At 62.3% G+C, this 19,214-nt stretch carries 20 protein-coding genes; 5 read left to right on the forward strand and 15 right to left on the reverse strand.

The features are described 5' to 3' along the window. Positions 1-2: 2 nt before the first annotated feature. The 11 genes from A4R29_RS07500 to A4R29_RS07545 form a co-directional block, all read right to left on the reverse strand. Positions 3-1,256: a sarcosine oxidase subunit beta family protein gene (locus tag A4R29_RS07500; protein WP_013532907.1), complete on the reverse strand. Its 1,254-nt coding sequence runs from the start codon at positions 1,254-1,256 to the stop codon at positions 3-5. 36 nt (positions 1,257-1,292) lie between these two features. Then, entirely contained in the window at positions 1,293-2,600 is a 1,308-nt protein-coding gene (gene glnT / locus A4R29_RS07505) for a type III glutamate--ammonia ligase (RefSeq protein ID WP_024502590.1), read from the reverse strand. A gap of 60 nt (positions 2,601-2,660) precedes the next feature. Then, positions 2,661-3,989 carry an FMN-binding glutamate synthase family protein gene (locus tag A4R29_RS07510; protein WP_010914750.1) on the reverse strand — a complete coding sequence of 443 codons (1,329 nt, stop codon included), beginning with the start codon at positions 3,987-3,989 and terminating at the stop codon, positions 2,661-2,663. Positions 3,990-3,995: 6 nt separating this feature from the next. Next, positions 3,996-4,721: a GltB/FmdC/FwdC-like GXGXG domain-containing protein gene (locus tag A4R29_RS07515; RefSeq protein WP_013532905.1), complete on the reverse strand. Its 726-nt coding sequence runs from the start codon at positions 4,719-4,721 to the stop codon at positions 3,996-3,998. A 4-nt stretch (positions 4,722-4,725) separates the two neighbouring features. Next, on the reverse strand, positions 4,726-5,622 hold the full coding sequence (locus A4R29_RS07520; RefSeq protein WP_063171619.1) for a class II glutamine amidotransferase: 897 nt from the start codon (positions 5,620-5,622) through the stop codon (positions 4,726-4,728). A 104-nt stretch (positions 5,623-5,726) separates the two neighbouring features. Further along, positions 5,727-6,050, reverse strand: a complete 324-nt coding sequence (locus A4R29_RS07525; protein WP_013532903.1) for a hypothetical protein — start codon at positions 6,048-6,050, stop codon at positions 5,727-5,729. Beyond that, a complete protein-coding gene (locus tag A4R29_RS07530; RefSeq protein ID WP_063171620.1) occupies positions 6,047-6,736 on the reverse strand; it encodes a hypothetical protein in 690 nt (229 codons plus the stop codon). Before A4R29_RS07530 ends, A4R29_RS07525 begins: the two co-directional genes overlap by 4 nt. A gap of 45 nt (positions 6,737-6,781) precedes the next feature. Beyond that, positions 6,782-8,185 carry an APC family permease gene (locus A4R29_RS07535; protein ID WP_024502594.1) on the reverse strand — a complete coding sequence of 468 codons (1,404 nt, stop codon included), beginning with the start codon at positions 8,183-8,185 and terminating at the stop codon, positions 6,782-6,784. A 14-nt stretch (positions 8,186-8,199) separates the two neighbouring features. Next, positions 8,200-8,361 carry a hypothetical protein gene (locus tag A4R29_RS32870; RefSeq protein ID WP_013532900.1) on the reverse strand — a complete coding sequence of 54 codons (162 nt, stop codon included), beginning with the start codon at positions 8,359-8,361 and terminating at the stop codon, positions 8,200-8,202. 15 nt (positions 8,362-8,376) lie between these two features. Then, a complete protein-coding gene (locus A4R29_RS07540) occupies positions 8,377-8,775 on the reverse strand; it encodes a hypothetical protein (RefSeq protein WP_063171621.1) in 399 nt (132 codons plus the stop codon). 12 nt (positions 8,776-8,787) lie between these two features. Beyond that, the gene (locus tag A4R29_RS07545) at positions 8,788-9,075 is read right to left on the reverse strand and encodes a hypothetical protein (RefSeq protein ID WP_013532898.1); all 288 of its coding nucleotides are present in this window, start codon (positions 9,073-9,075) and stop codon (positions 8,788-8,790) included. Between the two features lie 286 nt (positions 9,076-9,361). Here A4R29_RS07545 and A4R29_RS07550 point away from each other — a divergent pair, with 286 nt between their 5' ends. From A4R29_RS07550 to A4R29_RS07565, 4 genes are all read left to right on the forward strand, one after another. Continuing rightward, complete coding sequence (locus tag A4R29_RS07550) at positions 9,362-10,495, forward strand: aminomethyl transferase family protein (protein WP_063171622.1); 1,134 nt, start codon at positions 9,362-9,364, stop codon at positions 10,493-10,495. Between the two features lie 142 nt (positions 10,496-10,637). Further along, a complete protein-coding gene (locus tag A4R29_RS07555; RefSeq protein ID WP_063171623.1) occupies positions 10,638-11,234 on the forward strand; it encodes a dimethylamine monooxygenase subunit DmmA family protein in 597 nt (198 codons plus the stop codon). Then, positions 11,231-12,196 carry a PDR/VanB family oxidoreductase gene (locus tag A4R29_RS07560; protein WP_027163837.1) on the forward strand — a complete coding sequence of 322 codons (966 nt, stop codon included), beginning with the start codon at positions 11,231-11,233 and terminating at the stop codon, positions 12,194-12,196. Before A4R29_RS07555 ends, A4R29_RS07560 begins: the two co-directional genes overlap by 4 nt. 9 nt (positions 12,197-12,205) lie before the next feature. Beyond that, positions 12,206-13,246: a heme-dependent oxidative N-demethylase family protein gene (locus A4R29_RS07565; RefSeq protein ID WP_024502597.1), complete on the forward strand. Its 1,041-nt coding sequence runs from the start codon at positions 12,206-12,208 to the stop codon at positions 13,244-13,246. A gap of 54 nt (positions 13,247-13,300) precedes the next feature. Here A4R29_RS07565 and A4R29_RS07570 read toward each other — a convergent pair whose 3' ends face one another. After that, positions 13,301-14,017 carry a helix-turn-helix domain-containing protein gene (locus A4R29_RS07570; protein WP_013532893.1) on the reverse strand — a complete coding sequence of 239 codons (717 nt, stop codon included), beginning with the start codon at positions 14,015-14,017 and terminating at the stop codon, positions 13,301-13,303. Positions 14,018-14,334: 317 nt separating this feature from the next. Between A4R29_RS07570 and A4R29_RS07575 the strand changes: the two genes are divergently transcribed. Further along, the gene (locus A4R29_RS07575; protein ID WP_013532892.1) at positions 14,335-15,693 is read left to right on the forward strand and encodes an NAD(P)-binding domain-containing protein; all 1,359 of its coding nucleotides are present in this window, start codon (positions 14,335-14,337) and stop codon (positions 15,691-15,693) included. Positions 15,694-15,706: 13 nt separating this feature from the next. Here A4R29_RS07575 and A4R29_RS07580 read toward each other — a convergent pair whose 3' ends face one another. Genes A4R29_RS07580 through A4R29_RS07590 form a run of 3 tightly spaced genes read right to left on the reverse strand, consistent with a single transcriptional unit; the run spans position 15,707 to position 19,178 of the window. Continuing rightward, a complete protein-coding gene (locus A4R29_RS07580) occupies positions 15,707-16,084 on the reverse strand; it encodes a GFA family protein (protein ID WP_013532891.1) in 378 nt (125 codons plus the stop codon). A 29-nt stretch (positions 16,085-16,113) separates the two neighbouring features. After that, entirely contained in the window at positions 16,114-18,096 is a 1,983-nt protein-coding gene (locus A4R29_RS07585) for an ABC transporter permease (protein ID WP_027163834.1), read from the reverse strand. Beyond that, positions 18,093-19,178 carry a quaternary amine ABC transporter ATP-binding protein gene (locus tag A4R29_RS07590; RefSeq protein ID WP_013532889.1) on the reverse strand — a complete coding sequence of 362 codons (1,086 nt, stop codon included), beginning with the start codon at positions 19,176-19,178 and terminating at the stop codon, positions 18,093-18,095. Before A4R29_RS07590 ends, A4R29_RS07585 begins: the two co-directional genes overlap by 4 nt. Positions 19,179-19,214: the final 36 nt, after the last annotated feature.

Raw genomic sequence — 19,214 nt, forward strand, 5'->3', positions numbered from 1 at the left:
CTTCAATGCAGGTTCGGTTGGGCGCCCTGGCCCTTTTCGTCGATCATGGCGCCAGTTCGGAACCGGTCTAGGCGGAACCGTGCCGCTTCTTCATGCGACTCGTCGCGAGCCAGGAGGTGCGCAAAGACAAAACCGGACCCTGGCGTCGCCTTGAAGCCGCCATAGCACCAGCCCGCGTTGAGATAGAGCCCGTCGACGGGCGTCTTGTCGATGATCGGTGAACCATCCATCGACATGTCCATGATGCCGCCCCACTGGCGCAGCAGGCGCACGCGGCCGATCATCGGCATCAGCGCCATGCCGCCCTCGCAGACGTCTTCCATCACAGGCATGTTGCCGCGCTGGGCGTAGGAATTGTAGCCGTCTATATCGCCGCCGAAGACGAGGCCGCCCTTGTCGGACTGGCTGACGTAGAAATGGCCGGCGCCGAAGGTCATGACGCCCGGGATGAGCGGCTTGATCGCCTCGGAGACGAAGGCCTGCAGCACGTGGCTCTCGATCGGCAGGCGCAGACCGGCCATTGCTGCGACGCGCGACGAGGAGCCGGCGACCGCCATGCCAACCTTTCCGGCGCCGATCTTGCCGCGCGACGTCTCGACGCCGGTCACCTTGCCATTGGCGTCCCTGACAAAACCGGTGACTTCGCAATTCTGGATGATGTCGACGCCGAGTTCGCTCGCCGCATGCGCATAGCCCCAGACCACCGCATCGTGCCGCGCCGTGCCGCCGCGCCGCTGCAACAGCCCGCCTTGCACGGGAAAGCGCGCATTGTCGAAGTTCAGGAACGGGATCATCTTCCTGACGGCAGCGAGGTCGAGCAGTTCGGCGTCGATGCCGTTGATGCGCATAGTGTTGCCGCGCCGCGCATAGGCGTCGCGCTGCGCATCGGAATGGTAGAGGTTGATGACGCCGCGCTGGCTGACCATCGCATTGTAGTTGAGGTCCTGCTCCATCCGCTCCCACAGCTTCATCGACAATTCGTAGAAGCCGGTGTTGCCGGGCAGACCGTAATTGGAGCGGATGATGGTGGTGTTGCGGCCGGCATTGCCGGAGCCGATCCAGCCTTTTTCGAGCACGGCGACATTCTTGATGCCGTACTCGCTGGCGAGGAACCAGGCGGTGGCCAGCCCGTGCCCGCCGCCGCCGATGATCACCACGTCGTAGCGATCCTTCGGCGTGGCGTCGCGCCAGGTGCGCTGCCAGTTCTTGTGGCCGGACAGGGCGGCACGAGCGAGCGAGAAGATCGAATATTTCATCAGTTCATTCCGAGGTCGCTCGCGTCGCGCTGGTGGTCAAATATCCAGCGTGTGGTCGCGCTCCCATTGCGTGAAGTGCGAAGCATAGGAATTCCATTCCTGGTGCTTCAGCTTTAGGTAGGCCGACGAGAATTCCTCACCCAGCGCCGCCTTGAGCGATTTGTCCTTGTCGAACTCGCGCAAGGCGTCAAGCAGGTTGAGCGGCAGTTTTGGCGCGCCCTTTACCGTATGGCCATGCTGGTACATGTCGATGTCGTAGCGCTTGCCAGGATCGGCCTTCGAGCGAATGCCGTCGAGGCCGGCGGCGATGATGACCGCTTGCAGGAGATAGGGATTGGCGGCGCCATCCGGCAGCCGCAGCTCGAAGCGGCCGGGGCCGGGCACCCGCACCATGTGGGTGCGGTTGTTGCCGGTCCAGGTCACCGTGTTCGGTGCCCAGGTCGCGCCCGAAATGGTGCGCGGCGCGTTGATGCGCTTGTAGGAATTCACCGTCGGGTTGGTGATCGCGGCCAGTGCGGAGGCATGTTTCATGATGCCGCCGAGGAAATTCCTGCCCTTGGCCGACAGGCCGAGCTCCATCGAATTGTCGGCGAAGACGTTGGTCTTGCCGGCCTTGTCCCAGACCGAGATATGCGCATGGCAGCCATTGCCGGTCAGGCCCTGGAAGGGCTTCGGCATGAAGGTCGCGCGCAGGCCATGCTTTTCCGCGATCGACTTGACCATGAATTTGAAGAACGAGTGCTTGTCGGCGGTGGCCAGCGCGTCGTCGAAGGCCCAGTTCATCTCGAACTGGCCGTTGGCGTCCTCATGGTCGTTCTGATAGGCGCCCCAGCCGAGCGCCAGCATGTGGTCGCAGATCTCGGCGATGACGTCGTAGCGCCGCATCACCGCTTGCTGGTCGTAGCAGGGTTTTGAGGCCGTGTCGTATTCGTCGGAGATCGTCTTGCCGTCAGGCGAGATCAGGAAGAACTCGGCCTCGACGCCGGTCTTGACATGCATGCCGTCGCTGGCGGCTTCCGCGATCAGCCGCTTCAGTGTGTTGCGCGGCGCCTGGTCGACCTCCTTGTCGTCCATGATGCAGTTGGCCGCGACCCAGGCGACCTCAGGCTTCCACGGCAGCTGGATCACCGAATCCGGATCCGGCACCGCAAGCATGTCGGGATGCGCCGGCGTCAGGTCCAGCCATGTGGCGAAACCGGCAAAGCCGGCGCCGTCCTTCTGCATGTCTGATATCGCCTGCGCCGGCACCAGCTTGGCACGCTGGCCACTGAACAGGTCAGTGTAGGAAATCATGAAATATTTGACGTTTTTCGCCCTTGCGAATTCAGCAAGATCAGTTGCCACGGTAGTTCCCCATTTTATCGATTGTTGTTCCCGAGTATGCGGGAATCGGCCCTTCGTTGATCAGAAGCCGTTCTTCCCCGGTATCCAGTTGGTGCCGGCCAGCGGCACGCCGGCCATGGCGGCTGCCTCGATCGTCAGCGCGACCAGGTCCTCGGGTTCGAGATTGTGCAGGCTGTTCTTGCCGCACGCGCGGGCGATCGTTTGAGCCTCAAGGGTCATCACCTTGAGGTAGTTCGCCAGCCGGCGCCCGGCAGCCACCGGATCGACCCGCTTCATCAGTTCCGGATCCTGCGTGGTGATGCCGGCGGGGTCGCGCCCCTCGTGCCAATCGTCATAGGCGCCGGCCGTGGTGCCAAGCTCGTTGTACTCCGCCTCCCAGCGCGGATCGTTGTCGCCGAGCGCGACAAGGGCCGCCGTGCCGATCGAGACCGCGTCGACGCCGAGCGCCAGCGCCTTGGCGACATCGGCGCCGTTGCGAATGCCGCCGGAGACGATCAACTGCACCTTGCGGTGCATGCCGAGGTCCTGCAGCGCCTGCACGGCCGGCCTGATGCAGGCAAGCGTCGGCTGGCCGACATTTTCGATGAACACTTCCTGGGTGGCGGCGGTGCCGCCCTGCATGCCGTCGACGACAACGACATCGGCGCCGGCCTTCACGGCAAGCGCCGTGTCATAATAGGGGCGCGCGCCGCCGACCTTGACGTAGATCGGTTTTTCCCAGTCGGTGATTTCGCGCAATTCGAGGATCTTGATCTCGAGATCGTCGGGTCCGGTCCAGTCGGGATGGCGTGAGGCCGAGCGCTGGTCGATGCCTTTCGGCAGCGTGCGCATTTCGGCGACACGATCCGAAATCTTCTGGCCAAGCAGCATGCCGCCGCCGCCCGGCTTGGCACCCTGCCCGACGACGACCTCGATCGCATCGGCGCGGCGCAGATCGCGCAGGTTCATGCCGTAGCGCGACGGCAGATATTGATAGACCAGTTGCTTGGAATGGCCGCGCTCCTCCTCGGTCATGCCGCCGTCGCCCGTCGTGGTCGAGGTGCCCGACAGGGTAGCGCCGCGTCCGAGCGCTTCCTTGGCCGGACCCGACAGCGAGCCGAAGCTCATGCCGGCAATGGTGATCGGAATCTTCAACTCGATCGGCTTCTTGGCATGGCGAGAGCCGAGCACGACCGATGTGTCGCAGCGCTCGCGATAGCCTTCGAGCGGGTAACGCGAGATCGAGGCGCCGAGGAACAGTAGGTCGTCGAAATGCGGCAGCTTGCGCTTGGCGCCGGCGCCACGGATGTCATAGATGCCGGTCGCCGCGGCACGGCGGATCTCGGAAAGCGTGTAGTCGTCGAAGGTCGCGGATTTGCGCGGCGTCGTCGGCGGGTTCCTGTAGGTCATGCTGCCTCAATACGCGTCGGCGTTGTCGATATTGAAATTATAGAGGGTACGCGCCGAGCCGTAGCGCTTGAACTCCGACGGCTTGACGCCGGTGACGCCGGCGCGGTCGAGCAGGCCCTGCAGCAATTCCAGATGCTCGGTCCGCATTTCCTTGGCGATGCAGTCGGCGCCGAGGCTGTCGACCTTGCCGCGCACGAAGAGCCGCGCCTCGTAGATGGAATCGCCGAGCGCATCTCCGGCATCGCCCAACACCACCAGATTGCCTGACTGCGCCATGAAGGCCGACATATGGCCGATATTTCCATGCACGACGATATCGATGCCCTTCATCGAAATGCCGCAGCGCGATGAGGCGTTGCCTTCGATGACCAGCAGGCCGCCCTTGCCGGTGGCGCCGGCATACTGGCTGGCGTCGCCTTTGATGGTGATCGAGCCCGACATCATGTTCTCGCCGACTCCAGGCCCTGCCGAGCCATGCACGGTAATGGTGCTGCCGGAATTCATGCCGCCGCAGTAATAGCCGACGCTGCCGCGCACATCGATGGCAACAGGCTGGTCGACGCCAACGGCCACCGAATGGCTGCCTTTCGGGTTCAGCACTTCCCATGCCGTTTCGTTCGAGCCGGGAGCCAGATTGTGCAGCGCCTGGTTGAGTTCGCGCAGCGACAACTGGTCGAGATCGAAGACCCGAGGGTCGTGTGCCGCGGTTTTTGAAAGCGTGGTTGCCGGCATGAACTCAATGCTCCCAGAAATAGACGGTTGCGGGCTCGGGTTCCCAGACCCTCGCATTGTCTATGCCGGGCAGTTTGGTCAGCGCGCGATATTCCGAGCCGAAGGCGACATATTGGTCGGTTTCGGCCATCACGGCTGGCTTGCAGGCAATCGGATCGCGCACCACGCCAAAGCCGTTCTTGGTGCCGACGACGAAGGTGAAGAAGCCGTCGAGGTCGGAGAGCGTGCCTTCCAGCGCCTCGCCGAGATTCTTGCCATGCGCCATCTGTGACGAGAGATAGGCGGCAGCGACTTCGGTGTCGTTCTCGGTTTCGAAGGTCATGCCTTCGCGGATCAGTTCGCGGCGGACATTGTTGTGGTTCGACAGCGAGCCATTGTGCACCAGGCACTGGTCGGCGCCGGTCGAGAACGGATGCGCGCCCATCGTCGTCACCGCCGACTCCGTCGCCATGCGGGTGTGGCCGATGCCATGTGTGCCGGTCATCTTGCGGACATCGAAGCGATCGACGACAGCCTCGGGCAGGCCGACTTCCTTGTAGATCTCGACCACGTCGCCGGCGCCCATGATGCGGATGTCGGGGCGCAGCGCCTGGATGGTTTCGCGCGCTTCATCGATCTTGGCAGGCGTGGTCCTGACGACTGCATGGGTGGATTTCACCGAGATCGTCACCGGCGTGCCGATGGCCTTGGCGAGCTCCGCCTCGAGGCCGCGGAAATCGCGGTCGGGCTTGGCCGACTGGATGGTGATCTTGGCCTCATTCTTGGACGGCGCGCCATAGATGGCGATGCCGGCGCTATCGGGACCGCGATCGCTGAGCGAAATCAGCATCTGCGACAGCATCGCGCCAAGCTGGGGTTCCAGCGACTTGTCCTTCAAGAACAGTCCGACAATTCCACACATGTCAGCCTCCCGACGTTTTGTAGCTAAGAGATCGTTTGCAACTCTGAAATGATGTATCGAATGAGGTTCGCAAATTCAATCGTATGAAAAAAATATTCCTCTAGTTACCTATGCGTCTCAATGCCGCTCTGCCCACTATCGTTGCCTTGCCGGGCGTTGTGAACCCATTTGGCGGTGCGGATGCGGGCGAGCTTGTAGGCGTCCAGGATCGACAAAGCATAGATCAGGAAGCCGCCGGCGTGACGGCCGACGAAGCTGGCATCGGGCGGCGCGATCTTGGCCGTCACCCATGCCAGGATCACCATGAAGAAAAGGAATTGAAGGCCGCGCACCGGCACGCCCAGAATGACGTGCCCGCTTCCCGGCAGCACGATTGCGGCGCCGAGAACCAGATAGGGATTGGTGGGTGCAGTGGCGGAACTGGTCATGCGGCCTGCCGTTCGCTTTTGTTGATCGCGTTGCGAAGCGCCGACACCGACATCAGCAGCCTTTCGATCAGCGCGGGATCGAGTGCGGCGTCGCCGAATTCGGCCTGCCGGAAAACGCCATAGCGCGCCCGCTCGGCTTCGGCCAGAAGCCAGACGATGCGTATACCCTTGGGCGTGATCAGCAGTTCCTTGGCGCGCCCTTCGGAAAAGATCTCGATATGGCTGGCGATAAGGCCTTGCGGAAAGCGCGCCGCCCTGCGGTCGGTGCGCAGCACCGACTCGGCGGGGAATCCCGGAGCCTTGGGCAGCGTATGCTCGAGATGATCGAAATTGGAAAAGGTCGTCGGCGAGCCCGGCCGCATCATCATGTCGAAGGTGGCTGGTACCGCGACCTCTTCGGTGATCGAAACACTGAGCCAGCGCGCCGGCAGTTTGCGCGTCGCCAGCGTATCGACGATGGTGCGCACCTGGACACGTTTGCTGTTCCAGGATCCTTCCCAGGTGATGACGCCGGCGGTGCCATCCGAAACATTGGCAGCATCGGCGATGATTGTGCGGATGCGGTCCTGCTCGACGGCGAGCGCCATCGATGCCCTGCTGCGGCTGGCACGCGCTTGCCAGGCAAGGTGGAGAACGACAACCAGGACAATGGCCCCGGCCAGCAGTGCTGATGTCAGCTCGGACATTTTCTCATGCCAGGCCCGCCTGGGATCCGGACGGGCCTACTCCCATCAATAACCCTGCGGCTTTGGCCACGGCATGGTGAACTGGTCGCCGCGCCGCACGAATTTGTAACGGTAGAAGTGGAACCACAGCGAGATCAGGAAGTAGAAGGCGACCATGGCGATCAGCTGCGAGCCGAAGCCGAGGAAGATTGCGAAGAAGGTCACCACGCACAGGCAGAACAGCACCATGGCCGGGATCGGATGGAAGGGGTGGGTGTAGCCTCGGCGGATCGAGCCCAACGGCCACTTCTTGCGGAACATGATGATGTTGATGCTCATGAACGTGTATTGCAGCACCCCCGACAGGATCGAAAAGGTGATCGCCTGGTTGAGGTCGGCGATGAAGGCGAAGGCCAGCGCGATCGGCAGCAGGAACAGGATCGACCGATAGGGCGTGCGATATTTCGGATGCACGGCCGAGAACCATGTCGGCAGATAGCGGTCACGGCCGAGCGAGAACCAAGCGCGCGCCGCATCGTTGATGCAGCCATTGGCCGACGCCAGCGCCGCCAGCAGCGTGGCGACGAACAACAGGTTCTCGAGCAGCGGGCTGCCGGTCAGCTTGCCGGCGTCCCACAGTGGATAGTAGGTGATGCCGAGATATTCCCAGGGCATCAGCGAGGCGCAGACATACCAGGTCATGGCGGCTGCGATCAAAAGCGTGATCATGCCGGCCATGGTGCCGTAAGGCAGCGAGCGGGCCGGGGAGCGCACTTCCTCGGCGGCCTGTGTGGTGCCTTCGATGCCGAGATAGTACCATATGCCGAACTGGAAGGCGGCGATGACGCCGATCCAGCCATAGGGAAGCGCATTGCCTGGGGTGACCAGTTCGTTCAGCTTCAGCACCGCGCCTTGCGTCCACGGGCTGACCGAAAAGAACAGGATGACGATCGAGATATAGGCGATCGCGGTGATGACGAAGTTGACGTTGAGCGTCATCAGCACGCCGCGATAGTTCAGCCACGCCAGCACGACGATGGTCGCGGCGATGAAGGAATTGTGGGTGAGCCCTTCGACGCCGGCCTTGGCGACGATGGTGTCGCCGAGCAGGATGGCGTCGGACACTTCGAGCATCGTGTAGGCAAAGACCAGGAACAGCGCGACGTTGAACGCCATCAGCGGTCCGACGATGTGCTTTGCCTGCGCATACTGGCCGCCAGCGGCGGCCACGGTCGATGTCACCTCGGAATCGATCATCGCGACCGAGGTGTAGAGCAATCCGACGACCCAGCAGACGATCAGCGCGGCCAGCGCGCCACCCTTGTCCGCCGAGAAATTCCAGCCGGTGAATTCGCCGACCAGGACGATGCCGACGCCGAGCGCCCAGACATGGGCCGGTCCGAGCACGCGCAGGAGTGAAACTCTGTCCCCTTGGACAGCCGGGGCAGCCGGTTCAAGTGCGATCGTCATTGTTCAATCCTCACTCAGATCCGGTGTTTTTCGGAAGTGGCTTCCAGTTCGCCTTCGCGCGACGAGGTCAGCACCTCTTCGGAGAAGGTCGTGTCGACCTTGAACCAGTCGTAAAGCATCCACAAAGCGAGCACGATCGAGATGCCCCAGCATGCGTAAGAGAGTGCCACCCACATGATCGTGTCCCCGAATTAAATCGTCCTCAGAACTCTTACTTGATCGTCGAATTTTTCGTTGATGACGTCGCGATATTCGCGGTCGGATGCGCGAAACAGGAAGACGAAATAGCCTATCAGCACCGCAGCCATTATGATCAGCGTCGGCCAGTCGATGACATAATGGAAGCGGTTCTGGATGATGTCGTGCGCGGTCTCGGGCGTGTAGCCGAGCTTTTCCCAGATCGAGGCCATGGTCGGGTTCTGGCCGAGCGCTTCCCACGTCTTGGCGTCGAGCGCGTCGATGGATTTCGCCGCACCGGCGAGGCCCAGTTTCAGCGGCAGCCACAGCGCCACGAAAATGGCGACGACGACGACAGCGATGTCGAAAACCTGCCCGGCCTTGCTCTGCTCCGGCGGCGTGTAGCGGGACATTTCTTCTACCCCTCAGGACTTGCGGTTGCGGAATGCGTCGGCGTTCTTGATGTCGAGCCCGTAGATGAATTCCTTGTCTTCCTTGTAGTGCTTGACCATCGCCAGGATGGCGGCCGTGTTGAAGATCAGCACGGCGGCGGCGGCGATCGCGACCACGGCCTTGATGCCGCTGTGCGGGATGTAGGGCCATGTCATGAGCAGGACAAAGAGGATCGTCGCCCAAAGGCAGACGATCAGGAGCGCGGATCCGCGCACGTCGGAGCGGTACAGCGCTTCGATGCGCTGCTGCATGTCTGACATCGGTTTTCCCCTTTTTCCAACGCTCGACCCCGAATTGGCCGGCCGCTGCCCTCTTTCAAGAGAGTGAAATTTTTTTCATAAATTCAGTCCGAATCCCGCAATTGTCAAGCGCGATTTACGTGAGGTTAACTGTTTGCTTTGCGCGGCGGATTTTGCCTGACAATGAAATTAATTGCTTATGGGTATTGCGGCGTCCTGGCGTTTGCGATCAATATTCGGTCAAAGCTCCCGCCACTGCGCAGGGGGCAGGGAACAGCAGAGCTTTATCGAAACGGAGGACGAGCGGATGACGGCATCCTGGAGATTTTCGACCCTGGCGGATCGCCACCGAGCGCTCGGTTCGAAGCTCGAAGACTGGAGCGGCATGGGAACCGCCTGGACCTACGACAAGGATGCCGACGAGGAGTACATCGCCATCCGCACCAAGGCTGGCCTGATGGATGTCTCCGGCCTCAAGAAGGTGCACATCACCGGGCCGCATGCTTCACACCTGATCGACCTGGCGACGACGCGCGACGTCGAAAAGATCTACCCCGGCAAGTCGGCCTATGCCTGCATGCTGAACGAGGCGGGAAAATTCACCGACGATTGCATCCTCTACCGCACCGGCCCCAATGCCTGGATGGTCGTGCATGGTTCGGGCACCGGCCATGAAGAATTGCAGCGGGCGGCTATGGGCCGCGACGTGTCGCTGCGCTTCGACGACAATCTGCACGATCTTTCGCTGCAGGGTCCGACATCAGTCGATTATCTGGCCAAGCGCGTGCCGGGTATTCGCGACCTCAACTATTTCCATCATATGCAGACGCAACTGTTCGGTTTGCCCGTCATGATCTCGCGCACCGGCTACACCGGCGAGCGCGGCTACGAGATCTTCTGCCGCGGCCAGGATGCCGGCACGATCTGGGACAGGATCCTCGACGAGGGCAAGAGCGCCGGCATCATTCCGTGCCGCTTCACCACCCTCGACATGCTGCGGGTGGAAAGCTACTTGCTGTTCTACCCCTACGACAATTCGCAGAAATACCCGTTCGACAATGAAGGACCCGGCGACACGCTGTGGGAACTCGGCCTCGACTTCACCGTCAGCCCCGGAAAGACCGGCTTTCGCGGCGCCGAAGAGCATTATCGCCTCAAGGGTAAGGAGCGCTTCAAGATCTACGGCGTTCTGCTCGACGGCAAGGAGCCGGCCGATGAGGGTGCGCCGGTCTATCGCGACGGCAAGAAGGTGGGCGTGGTGACCTGCGCCATGTATTCGCCGCTGGTCGAGAAATCGATGGGCATCGCCCGCCTCGACGTCGACTGCGCGGTCAAGGACACCAAGCTCGAAATCCGCAACAGGAGCGGCGCCATCAAGGCCACCGCCCAGCCATTGCCATTCGACGATCCCAAGAAGACCAAGCGCACGGCGAAAGGTTGAGGCATAGTCGACGGCGAGGGGTTCGAGCAATTCCAGGAAAAGTGTGAAACGGTTTTCCGTCCGGAATTGCGTCAAAGCAAAGAGATAGAGCGGTCCGCCGTTTCTATGAAACGGTGAAGCGCTCGAAGGCACGAAGACTTAAATGGCAGCCAAAAGCATCATCAGCCGGCCTGTTTACGGAACCTTGTCTCCGCAGCCCGGCAAGCATCATCTTTTTATCGCGGATGCGGAAGGGGCGCTGGCGATAGCGGAGATGGCCGGGAGGGCGCCGCCCGGGTTTTTCGACGACGCCGAAATCGTCTTCATTCCCGGGCCTGACGGCAAACACACCGCAGCCCTCGAAGCGCTGAGACCGGCGCAGTTTCATCTGTCGCCATCCTTCGCCAGCCTGCTGCCACGGCTTAGGCAGACACTGACAAATGCGCATATGGGCCTGCGCCTCTATCTCGCCGGCACTGAGGGCCTGATCGGCCAGGCCATGCAGGTGGCGCTTGAAGCCGGCATCGACCACACTTCGATCCAGACCGAGCACCGCGGTTCGCTGGCGCGGCGCATGCAATGCGTCCACTGCAAGGGCATCACCGAGAATGTGACGACGCAGCCGGCGACCTGCGCGCATTGCGGCCTGCTGCTTCTGGTGCGCGATCATTATTCCAGGCGCATCGCGGCGTTCCAGGGCGTCTGCATCAACGCCGAGGATCGCAGCGAGATTCCTCCGATGGAGGAGGTTTTCCGATGAGCACCGGAACCACAAAACTCGATGTCGTGGTCAGCGACGTCGTCCCGGTCAACGACCTCGTCACCCGCTTCCATTTCCGCCGGCGCGACGGCGAGTTGCTGCCGACCTTTTCCGGCGGCGCCCATATCGTGGTCGAGATGCGCGACGGTGAACGCACCAGGCTCAACCCCTATTCGCTGATGGGCTCGCCGCTCGACACGCGCGAATACACGATCTCGGTGCGCCGCGACGATGTCGGCCGCGGCGGCTCGCTGTTCATGCACCGGAACGTCAAGCCCGGCATGGAGATGGTGGTCAGCTATCCCGTCAATCTGTTCTCGCTCGACCTGCGCGCCAAAAAGCATCTGATGCTGGCCGGCGGCATCGGCATCACGCCGTTCATGGCGCAGACCGCTCAGCTTGCGGCGGAAGGCGGCAATTTCGAACTGCACTACACCTGCCGCACCGCATCGCTCGGCACCTACGCCGATGTGCTGCGCGAGCGCTACGACCGACGGGTCAGGCTCTATCATGACGACCTTGACGAGCGCATCGAACTCGACCGGCTGCTGTCGACGCAGCCGCTCGGCACGCATCTCTATGTCTGCGGCCCGGCCGGCATGATCAACTGGGTGCGTGATCGCGCGGCAAGCCTCGGTTGGCCATCGGAAACCGTGCATTTCGAGCATTTCGCGGCCCCCCAGCCTGGCCTGCCTTTCGACGTGACGCTTGCCGTCAGCGGCAAGACGATCCGCGTCGATGAGCAGCAGAGCCTCTTGGAAGCGATCGAGGCGGCCGGCGTCGATCCGCCCTATCTCTGCCGCGGCGGCGTCTGCGGCCAGTGCGAAACCAATGTCATCTCTTGCGACGGCAAGTTCATCCACAACGACCACTGGCTGAGCGAGGAAGAGCACCGTTCGGGCAAGAAGATCATGCCGTGCGTGTCGCGCTTCGAGGGCCGGTCGCTGGTCCTGGAGCGCTAGGAGGAAATCATGGGCATCACCTTTCGCAAGGAAACGTTCCGCGACGACTTCACCTTCAGGAACAGCCCTGAGCACATCAGGCGCTTCCCGTTCCCTTTCCACGAAGACGCCTACATGTATGCGGTCAACATCGAGCCGCATGTCGTCGGGCCGAAAGGCAGCGTGCTGGAAAACCTGATCGACGTCGACGAGCACTATGTCGCCGAGATGCAGGACCGGGCGCTGGTGCTGGCCGAGGACCCGCTGCGCTGCCAGTCGCTGCCGCACATGACGCTGGCCGGCTGGGACCTGCTGGAACTGCTGATGGAGCAGCAGGCGCTGGGCTATCCCGAACATTTCACACTGACCCGCGACGGCGACCGCTGGCGCTGGATCAACCGGCCGCTCGGCATCGACGACACCTTCACCTTCGGCGACACCTCGACGCTGCCTTACGGCCCGATGGAGTACATCACCCGCCAGAGCCAGGGCGACTTCTGCATCCTCGACCAGCGCGACGGCAATCTGTGGATGGATGCCGGCATGGTCACCACCCAAGCCGACTGGTCGCTCGATTTCGACATCGGCATGAACTTTTTCGAATGGCACGCGCCGGTGCCGCTGGCGCATGAGAAGGGGATTTTTGTCAGGGCGCTGAAATTCCTCACCAACATCCAGCAAGGCAAGCCGGCCAGGCGCCTGAACTGGACGATGACCATCAATCCGCGCCTCGACACCAGCCCCGAAAACTATCACAAATGGGGTCCGGACCGGGCTACGGTGACGCCGGAGAATGTCGGCGACAAAGTGCATCTGCGCGTCGAGCTGCAGAGTTTTTGGCGCCTGCCGCGCTCGAATGGCATCGTCTTTCCGATCCGCTGCTATCTGATCAAGATGGATGAGCTGGTGACGCAACCAAAATGGGCCCGGCGCCTGCACCGTGTCATCCGCGACCTTCCCGACGAACTCGCCAACTACAAGGGCCTGACCCGATATAGGTCAACGTTGGTCGAGTGGCTGTCGAAGCTCGACGACGGCAGCCCGACGAGCCCTGGGTTCGGGCCGGATTGAGCGACGCCCGCGAAGCTGCCGATCTCCCCCTCGTGGGGGGAGATCGAGTCCCGCTCAACCCGCGCTCTGCGGATAGCAGATAATCGACAAATACCGCATCGGCAGTTTCGTCAGCTGTTCCGGCCCGTGCGGCGCGTCGGCGTCGAAGAACAGGCTGTCGCCGGGCTTCATCGGGTAGAGATTGCTGCCGTGCCGGTAAACGACCTCGCCCTCGAGCATATAGAGGAATTCCATGCCCTCATGCTGGAAGGTCGGAAACACGTCGGAATCCTCGGTCAGCGTGATCAAATAGGGCTCGACGACGACGCCGCTGGTGTTGGAGCCGATATGGCCGAGCAGATTGTACTGGTGACCGGCGCGCGTGCCGCGGCGCTCGACATCGAGGCCTTGGCCGGCCTTGACGAAAACGGCGCTGCGCTCTTCCTCGAAGCGGCGGAAGAAGGCTGTCACCGGGACGCCGAGCGCCCGCGACAGCGCCTGCAAGGTGGTCAGTGACGGCGAGGTGATGCCATTCTCGATCTTCGACAGCATGCCCAGCGAAATGTCGGTGGCGACCGCCAGATCGGCGACGGTGATGCCGAGCTTCTTGCGGAAGGCGCGCACCTCGCGGCCGATCGCCACCTCCAGCACCTTTTCGCGCGTGTCGCGAATGGCATGCGGGTTCTGCGTCAGCGGCGCGCGGATGGTTTTCCCGTCGGCCGAGACCTTTGGCTGCGGCTTGGCCTTTGCACCGGCTGGACCAGCCTTGGAATCGGAAACCTTCTTCGCCATGTCGCCCCCGGCACTCCTGCGGATTTATTTCACTCTAGGTGAACATGTCAGGTGCCGATACAGCAGCGCAACTGCGACGGCAAGTCGCCTGAAAGCGCATGCGCACGATCCGGCGTTTGGCCGCGTCCGGTTTTTTGCGGGAAATCCACATCGGCGGAACGTTGTTTCCGCACCGGGCTGTTGACAGCACGAAAGGGCCAATTACTGTCCCTGTGAGTGAAATTTGTTTCGTAAGAGCAATTCCGGGAAAGCGCATAGCGCTTTCCCCTTGGGAGTTGCGTCAAGGCAAAAGTCGAAACCAGATCGGGAGGCCTGCCATGAAAAGTCGCGTTGCCGTCATCGGAGCCGGCCCATCCGGCCTGGCACAGCTCAGGGCCTTCAAATCGGCGGCCGACAAGGGCGCCGACATTCCCGAGATCGTCTGCTTCGAAAAGCAGTCGGACTGGGGCGGCCTGTGGAACTACACCTGGCGCACCGGTCTCGACGAGCATGGCGATCCGGTGCACGGTTCCATGTATCGCTATCTCTGGTCGAACGGACCAAAGGAATGCCTGGAATTCGCCGACTATACTTTCGAGGAGCACTTCGGCCGGCCGATCGGCTCCTATCCGCCGCGCGCCGTGCTGTGGGACTACATCAAGGGGCGCGTCGAGAAATCAGGCCTGCGCAAATGGGTGCGCTTCAACAGCCCGGTGCGCATGGTGACGTTTTCGGACGAGACGAAGAAATTCACCGTCACCGCGCATGACCGAACCAACGACGTCACTTATTCCGAAGAGTTCGACAATGTCGTCGTCGCCTCCGGGCATTTCTCGGTACCCAACGTGCCCTATTTCGAGGGTTTCTCCACCTTCAATGGCCGCATCCTGCACAGCCATGATTTCCGCGACGCGATGGAATTCAAGGGCAAGGATATCCTGATCATCGGCCGCTCCTATTCGGCCGAGGACATCGGCTCGCAATGCTACAAATACGGCGCCAAATCCATCACCTCCAGCTACCGCTCGAAGCCGATGGGTTTCAAATGGCCGGAGAATTGGAAAGAGGTGCCGCTGCTGCAGAAGGTCGTCGGCAAAACCGCGCATTTCAAGGATGGCACGACCAAGGATGTCGACGCCATCATCCTGTGCACCGGGTACCTGCATTCCTTCCCCTTCCTGACCGACGATCTGAAGCTCAAGACAGCCAACCGCATGTGGCCGCTCGATCTCTATGAAGGCGTCGTCTGGGAGAAGAACCCACAGCTTTCCTATATCGGCATGCAGGATCAGTTCTACACCTTCAATATGTTCGACGCGCAGGCCTGGTTTGCCCGCGACGTCATCATGGGCCGCATCAAGCTGCCCTCGGCCGAGGCGATGGCCGCTCACGGCGCGAAGTGGCGCGCGCGTGAGGAAACGCTGGAAGACGCCGAGCAGATGATCTGGTTCCAGGGCGACTACACCAAGGAATTGATGGACCAGACCGATTATCCCGGTTTCGACGTCGAGGCGGTCAACCAGACCTTCATGGAATGGGAACACCACAAGGGCGAAGACATTATGAGCTTCCGCGACCACGCCTACCGCTCGCTGATGACCGGCACCATGGCGCCGCTGCATCATACGCCGTGGCTGCAGGCGCTCGATGATTCGATGGAGAGCTATCTTGAGGTGAAGGGCGTTGCGGCGGAATAACGAGTGGGCGCCGTCAGGCCGGCGCCTCGACCCAACCGTGGCGACTCTCGCCATAGACAGACTGCGTCGGCGCCGGAAATGCCGGGTCTCCGAAGCAGCCGACTGCGACGGCTACCGCCGCCGGTTTTCGTGACGGATACCAGAAGACCGTTGAGCCGCACGTTCCGCAGAAATGGAAGGTGACGGGAAAGCCGCTGTCGGAATCGCGTTGGAATGTCTGGAATGAGCCGCTGATCTCGGTCTCGGCGGCATCGAAGAAAGCGGCGATCCCGAACGGACTGCCGGTCCGCCGCTGACAGTCCAGGCAATGGCAAAGCGAGACCTTGGCCGGCTCTTGCGGGCAGCGGATCTGCAATTGGCCGCAGGTGCAGTGAGCGATCCGGCCAGTCATCATTCTCTCCTGTGTCGGGGCGGCTAATCCTAACCCAGCCTTGCGCGCGCCTTCGCCGTCCAGGCGCTGAACAGCCGGTCGGCGACGATGCCGATGAAGGCGATGGCGAGACCGGCGACGATGCCGCGGCCGGAATCGGCTTTGGACAGTGCGATGAACACTTCCTGGCCGAGATCGCGGGTGCCGACCATGGCGCAGATGATGATCATTGCCAGCGCCATCAGGATCGTCTGGTTGACGCCCAGCATGATCTCCGGCAGCGCCAGCGGCAGTTGCACGCGAAAGAAGGTCTGGCGCGGCGTGCAGCCCGAAACCTTGGCCGCCTCGATCAGCGCCGGCGGCACCTGCCTGATGCCGTGATTGGTGTAGCGGATCGCCGGCACCACGGCGAAGGCGATCGTCGCGATCATGGCGGTGACGTCGCCGACCCGAAACAGCATCACCACCGGGATGATGAAGCAGAAGGATGGCAGCACCTGCAGCGTATCGATGACCGGCGTGACGATTTTCTCGAACCGGTCGCTGCGCGAAGCCATCAGCCCGATCGGGATGCCGATCAGGCAGGCGATGAAGGCCGAAATACCGCAGAGATAGACCGTCGCCATGGTCTTTTCCCACAGGCCGGTGATGGCGCAGAAGGCGGTCAGCGCGGCGACGAGGACGGCGAGACGCAGGCCGGAGAGTTGATAGCCGGCAAGGCCGAGCAGGAAGACGGCGCCGAGCCACGGAAAGCCCTCGCAAAAGGCGCGCAGCGGGTTCAGCAGATTGAGGATGAGCGCCACGCGAAACGCTTCGATCGTGTCGAAGAAATTGATGGTCACCCAGTTCACCGCCGCCTTCCACAGCGGCGCCGTGGTGAAAGTGATCGCTTTCGGCACCACTGCCAAGGCCGGCACGAACAGGCCGGACAGTGTTGTCACGACAAGGATGGCGATGGCCAGCGTCAGGTTGGGGTAGCGCCGCCAGAGGCTCGGGCTTACCTCCTGATGGACATGGCCCTTTGCTTGGCTGTGCGCGATGGCCTGGCTCAGCCGGTCGAGTGCGATGGCGAGTGCCACAATGGCAAGGCCGGCTTCCATCGCCTCGCCGACCTTCAGCGCGCGTAGCGCCAGGAGCACGTCGTAGCCGAGGCCGCCGGCACCGATCATCGAAGCGATGATCACCATGTTCAGCGCCAGCATGATGACCTGGTTGACGCCGACCATCAATGTCGGCCGCGCCGACGGCAGCAGCACCCGCCACAGTTTCTGCTGCGCCGTGCAGCCGGCCATTTCGCTGAAATCGTCGATCTCCGACGGCACCCGCGACAGGCCGAGCATCGTTGCTCGCACCATCGGCGGGGTGGCGAAGATGGCGGTTGCGATCATCGCCGAGACCGGGCTGTTGCCGAACAGCAGCAGCATTGGGATGAGATAGGCGAAGGTCGGGATCGTCTGCATCAGGTCAAGGGCAGGGGAGACGATGAGCCTTTCGGCCCACGGCTTGCGCCACGCCCAAATGCCGGCGAACAGCCCGGTGACGATGCAGAACGGCACGGCGATGGAGATCAGCCCAAGCGTCAGCATGGCGCTGGTCCATTGGCCGAACAGCGCGATATAGAGAAAGCAGCCGCCGACCAGCAGGCCGAGCTTTCTGCCGCCGGCTGCATGCCCGGCGATGAAGGCGGCAGCACAGACGCCGACCCAGGACAGCCGCGGCAGGACATAGGCGTCCGCGCCGTGACCGATCTTGAAATTCTTGGCCAGCAGATTGAGCGCGAAATCGAGCGGAACGCCGAGCACAGCGGTGATCGAGCGGGTGAGCCACGACAGGTTCGACTTGATCCAGCGCATCAGCGCGCTGATCCAATCGGCGACCGGCACGACGGCGCTGGCCGGATAATTGACCGCCCAGGGCAGGTGGTCTTGCAACAGGAACACGACAAGCGCGGCCGCGAGTGCCACCGCCCAGACGAGCAGCCAGACCTGAACCGGGCGCGACCGTGTTTCGCCGGCGCTTGCCGTCACCGTCATGTGCCGGCTCCGGAACGCTCAATGCCGGCCAGCAGATCGATCACCGCTTGCGGCGTCACCTCGCCGATCGGCTTGCCGCTGCCGTTGACGACCGCGAACGGCTTGTTGGCGGCAACGATGCTGGCGGAAAAGCTGGATATCTTGGCCTCCGGCGCCACCGTTCCGCCGTGCTCCGAGCCGTCGCAGGCGCGCATGAGGCTGCGTGCCGAGATCACCTTGGCGCGGTCGACGTCGCGGGTGAACTCGGCGACGTAGTCGGTCGCCGGATTGACCACCAGTTCCTCCGGCGTGCCGATCTGGATGACCTCGCCATCCTTCATGATGGCGATGCGGTCGGCCAGCCGGATGGCCTCGTCGAAATCATGGGTGATGAAGACGATGGTCTTGTGCAGCATCATCTGCAACCGCATCAGCTCGTCCTGCATCTCGCGGCGGATCAGCGGATCGAGCGCCGAGAACGGCTCGTCGAGGAACCAGATTTCCGGTTTTGTCGCCAGGCTGCGGGCGATGCCGACACGCTGCTGCTGGCCGCCGGACAGTTCGCGCGGATAGAAATGCTCGCGACCCCTTAAGCCGACAAGCTCGATGACCTCGCGCGCCCTTGCTTCGCGTGTCGCCCGGTCCTGCCCCTGGATGCTGAGTGGGAAGGCGATGTTCTCCAGCACGTTGAGATGCGGCAACAGCGCAAAATTTTGGAACACCATGCCCATGCGGTGTCGTCGCAATTCGATGAGTGCTGCATCGGAGATTTTCAGCAGGTCATTGCCCTCGAATTCGACCTTGCCGTGGGTCGGCTCGACCAGCCTCGACATGCAGCGCACCAGCGTCGACTTGCCGGAGCCCGACAGGCCCATGATGATGAAAATCTCGCCCTGGCGGATTTCAAGGTCGACGGCGCGCACCGCGCCGACCAGCCCGGCAGCCGTGACGTCGGCCATGCTGGCCTTGCCGTCACGTTCACGGATGAAATTGGCCGCGTTCGATCCGAACAATTTCCAGACATTGCGGCAGGCAAGCTTTACCGGACGGGCGTCTTTTGGCGCGCCCGCCGTGTTTGGCTCCTGTTCAGTCCTGTCCGTCATTCGAACGTCCCTCTGGAATATCAACAAGTGAGGCCC

Origin of the sequence: Mesorhizobium ciceri biovar biserrulae, assembly GCF_001618845.1 — a bacterium.
In the GTDB taxonomy this organism is placed as follows: Bacteria; Pseudomonadota; Alphaproteobacteria; order Rhizobiales; family Rhizobiaceae; genus Mesorhizobium; species Mesorhizobium ciceri.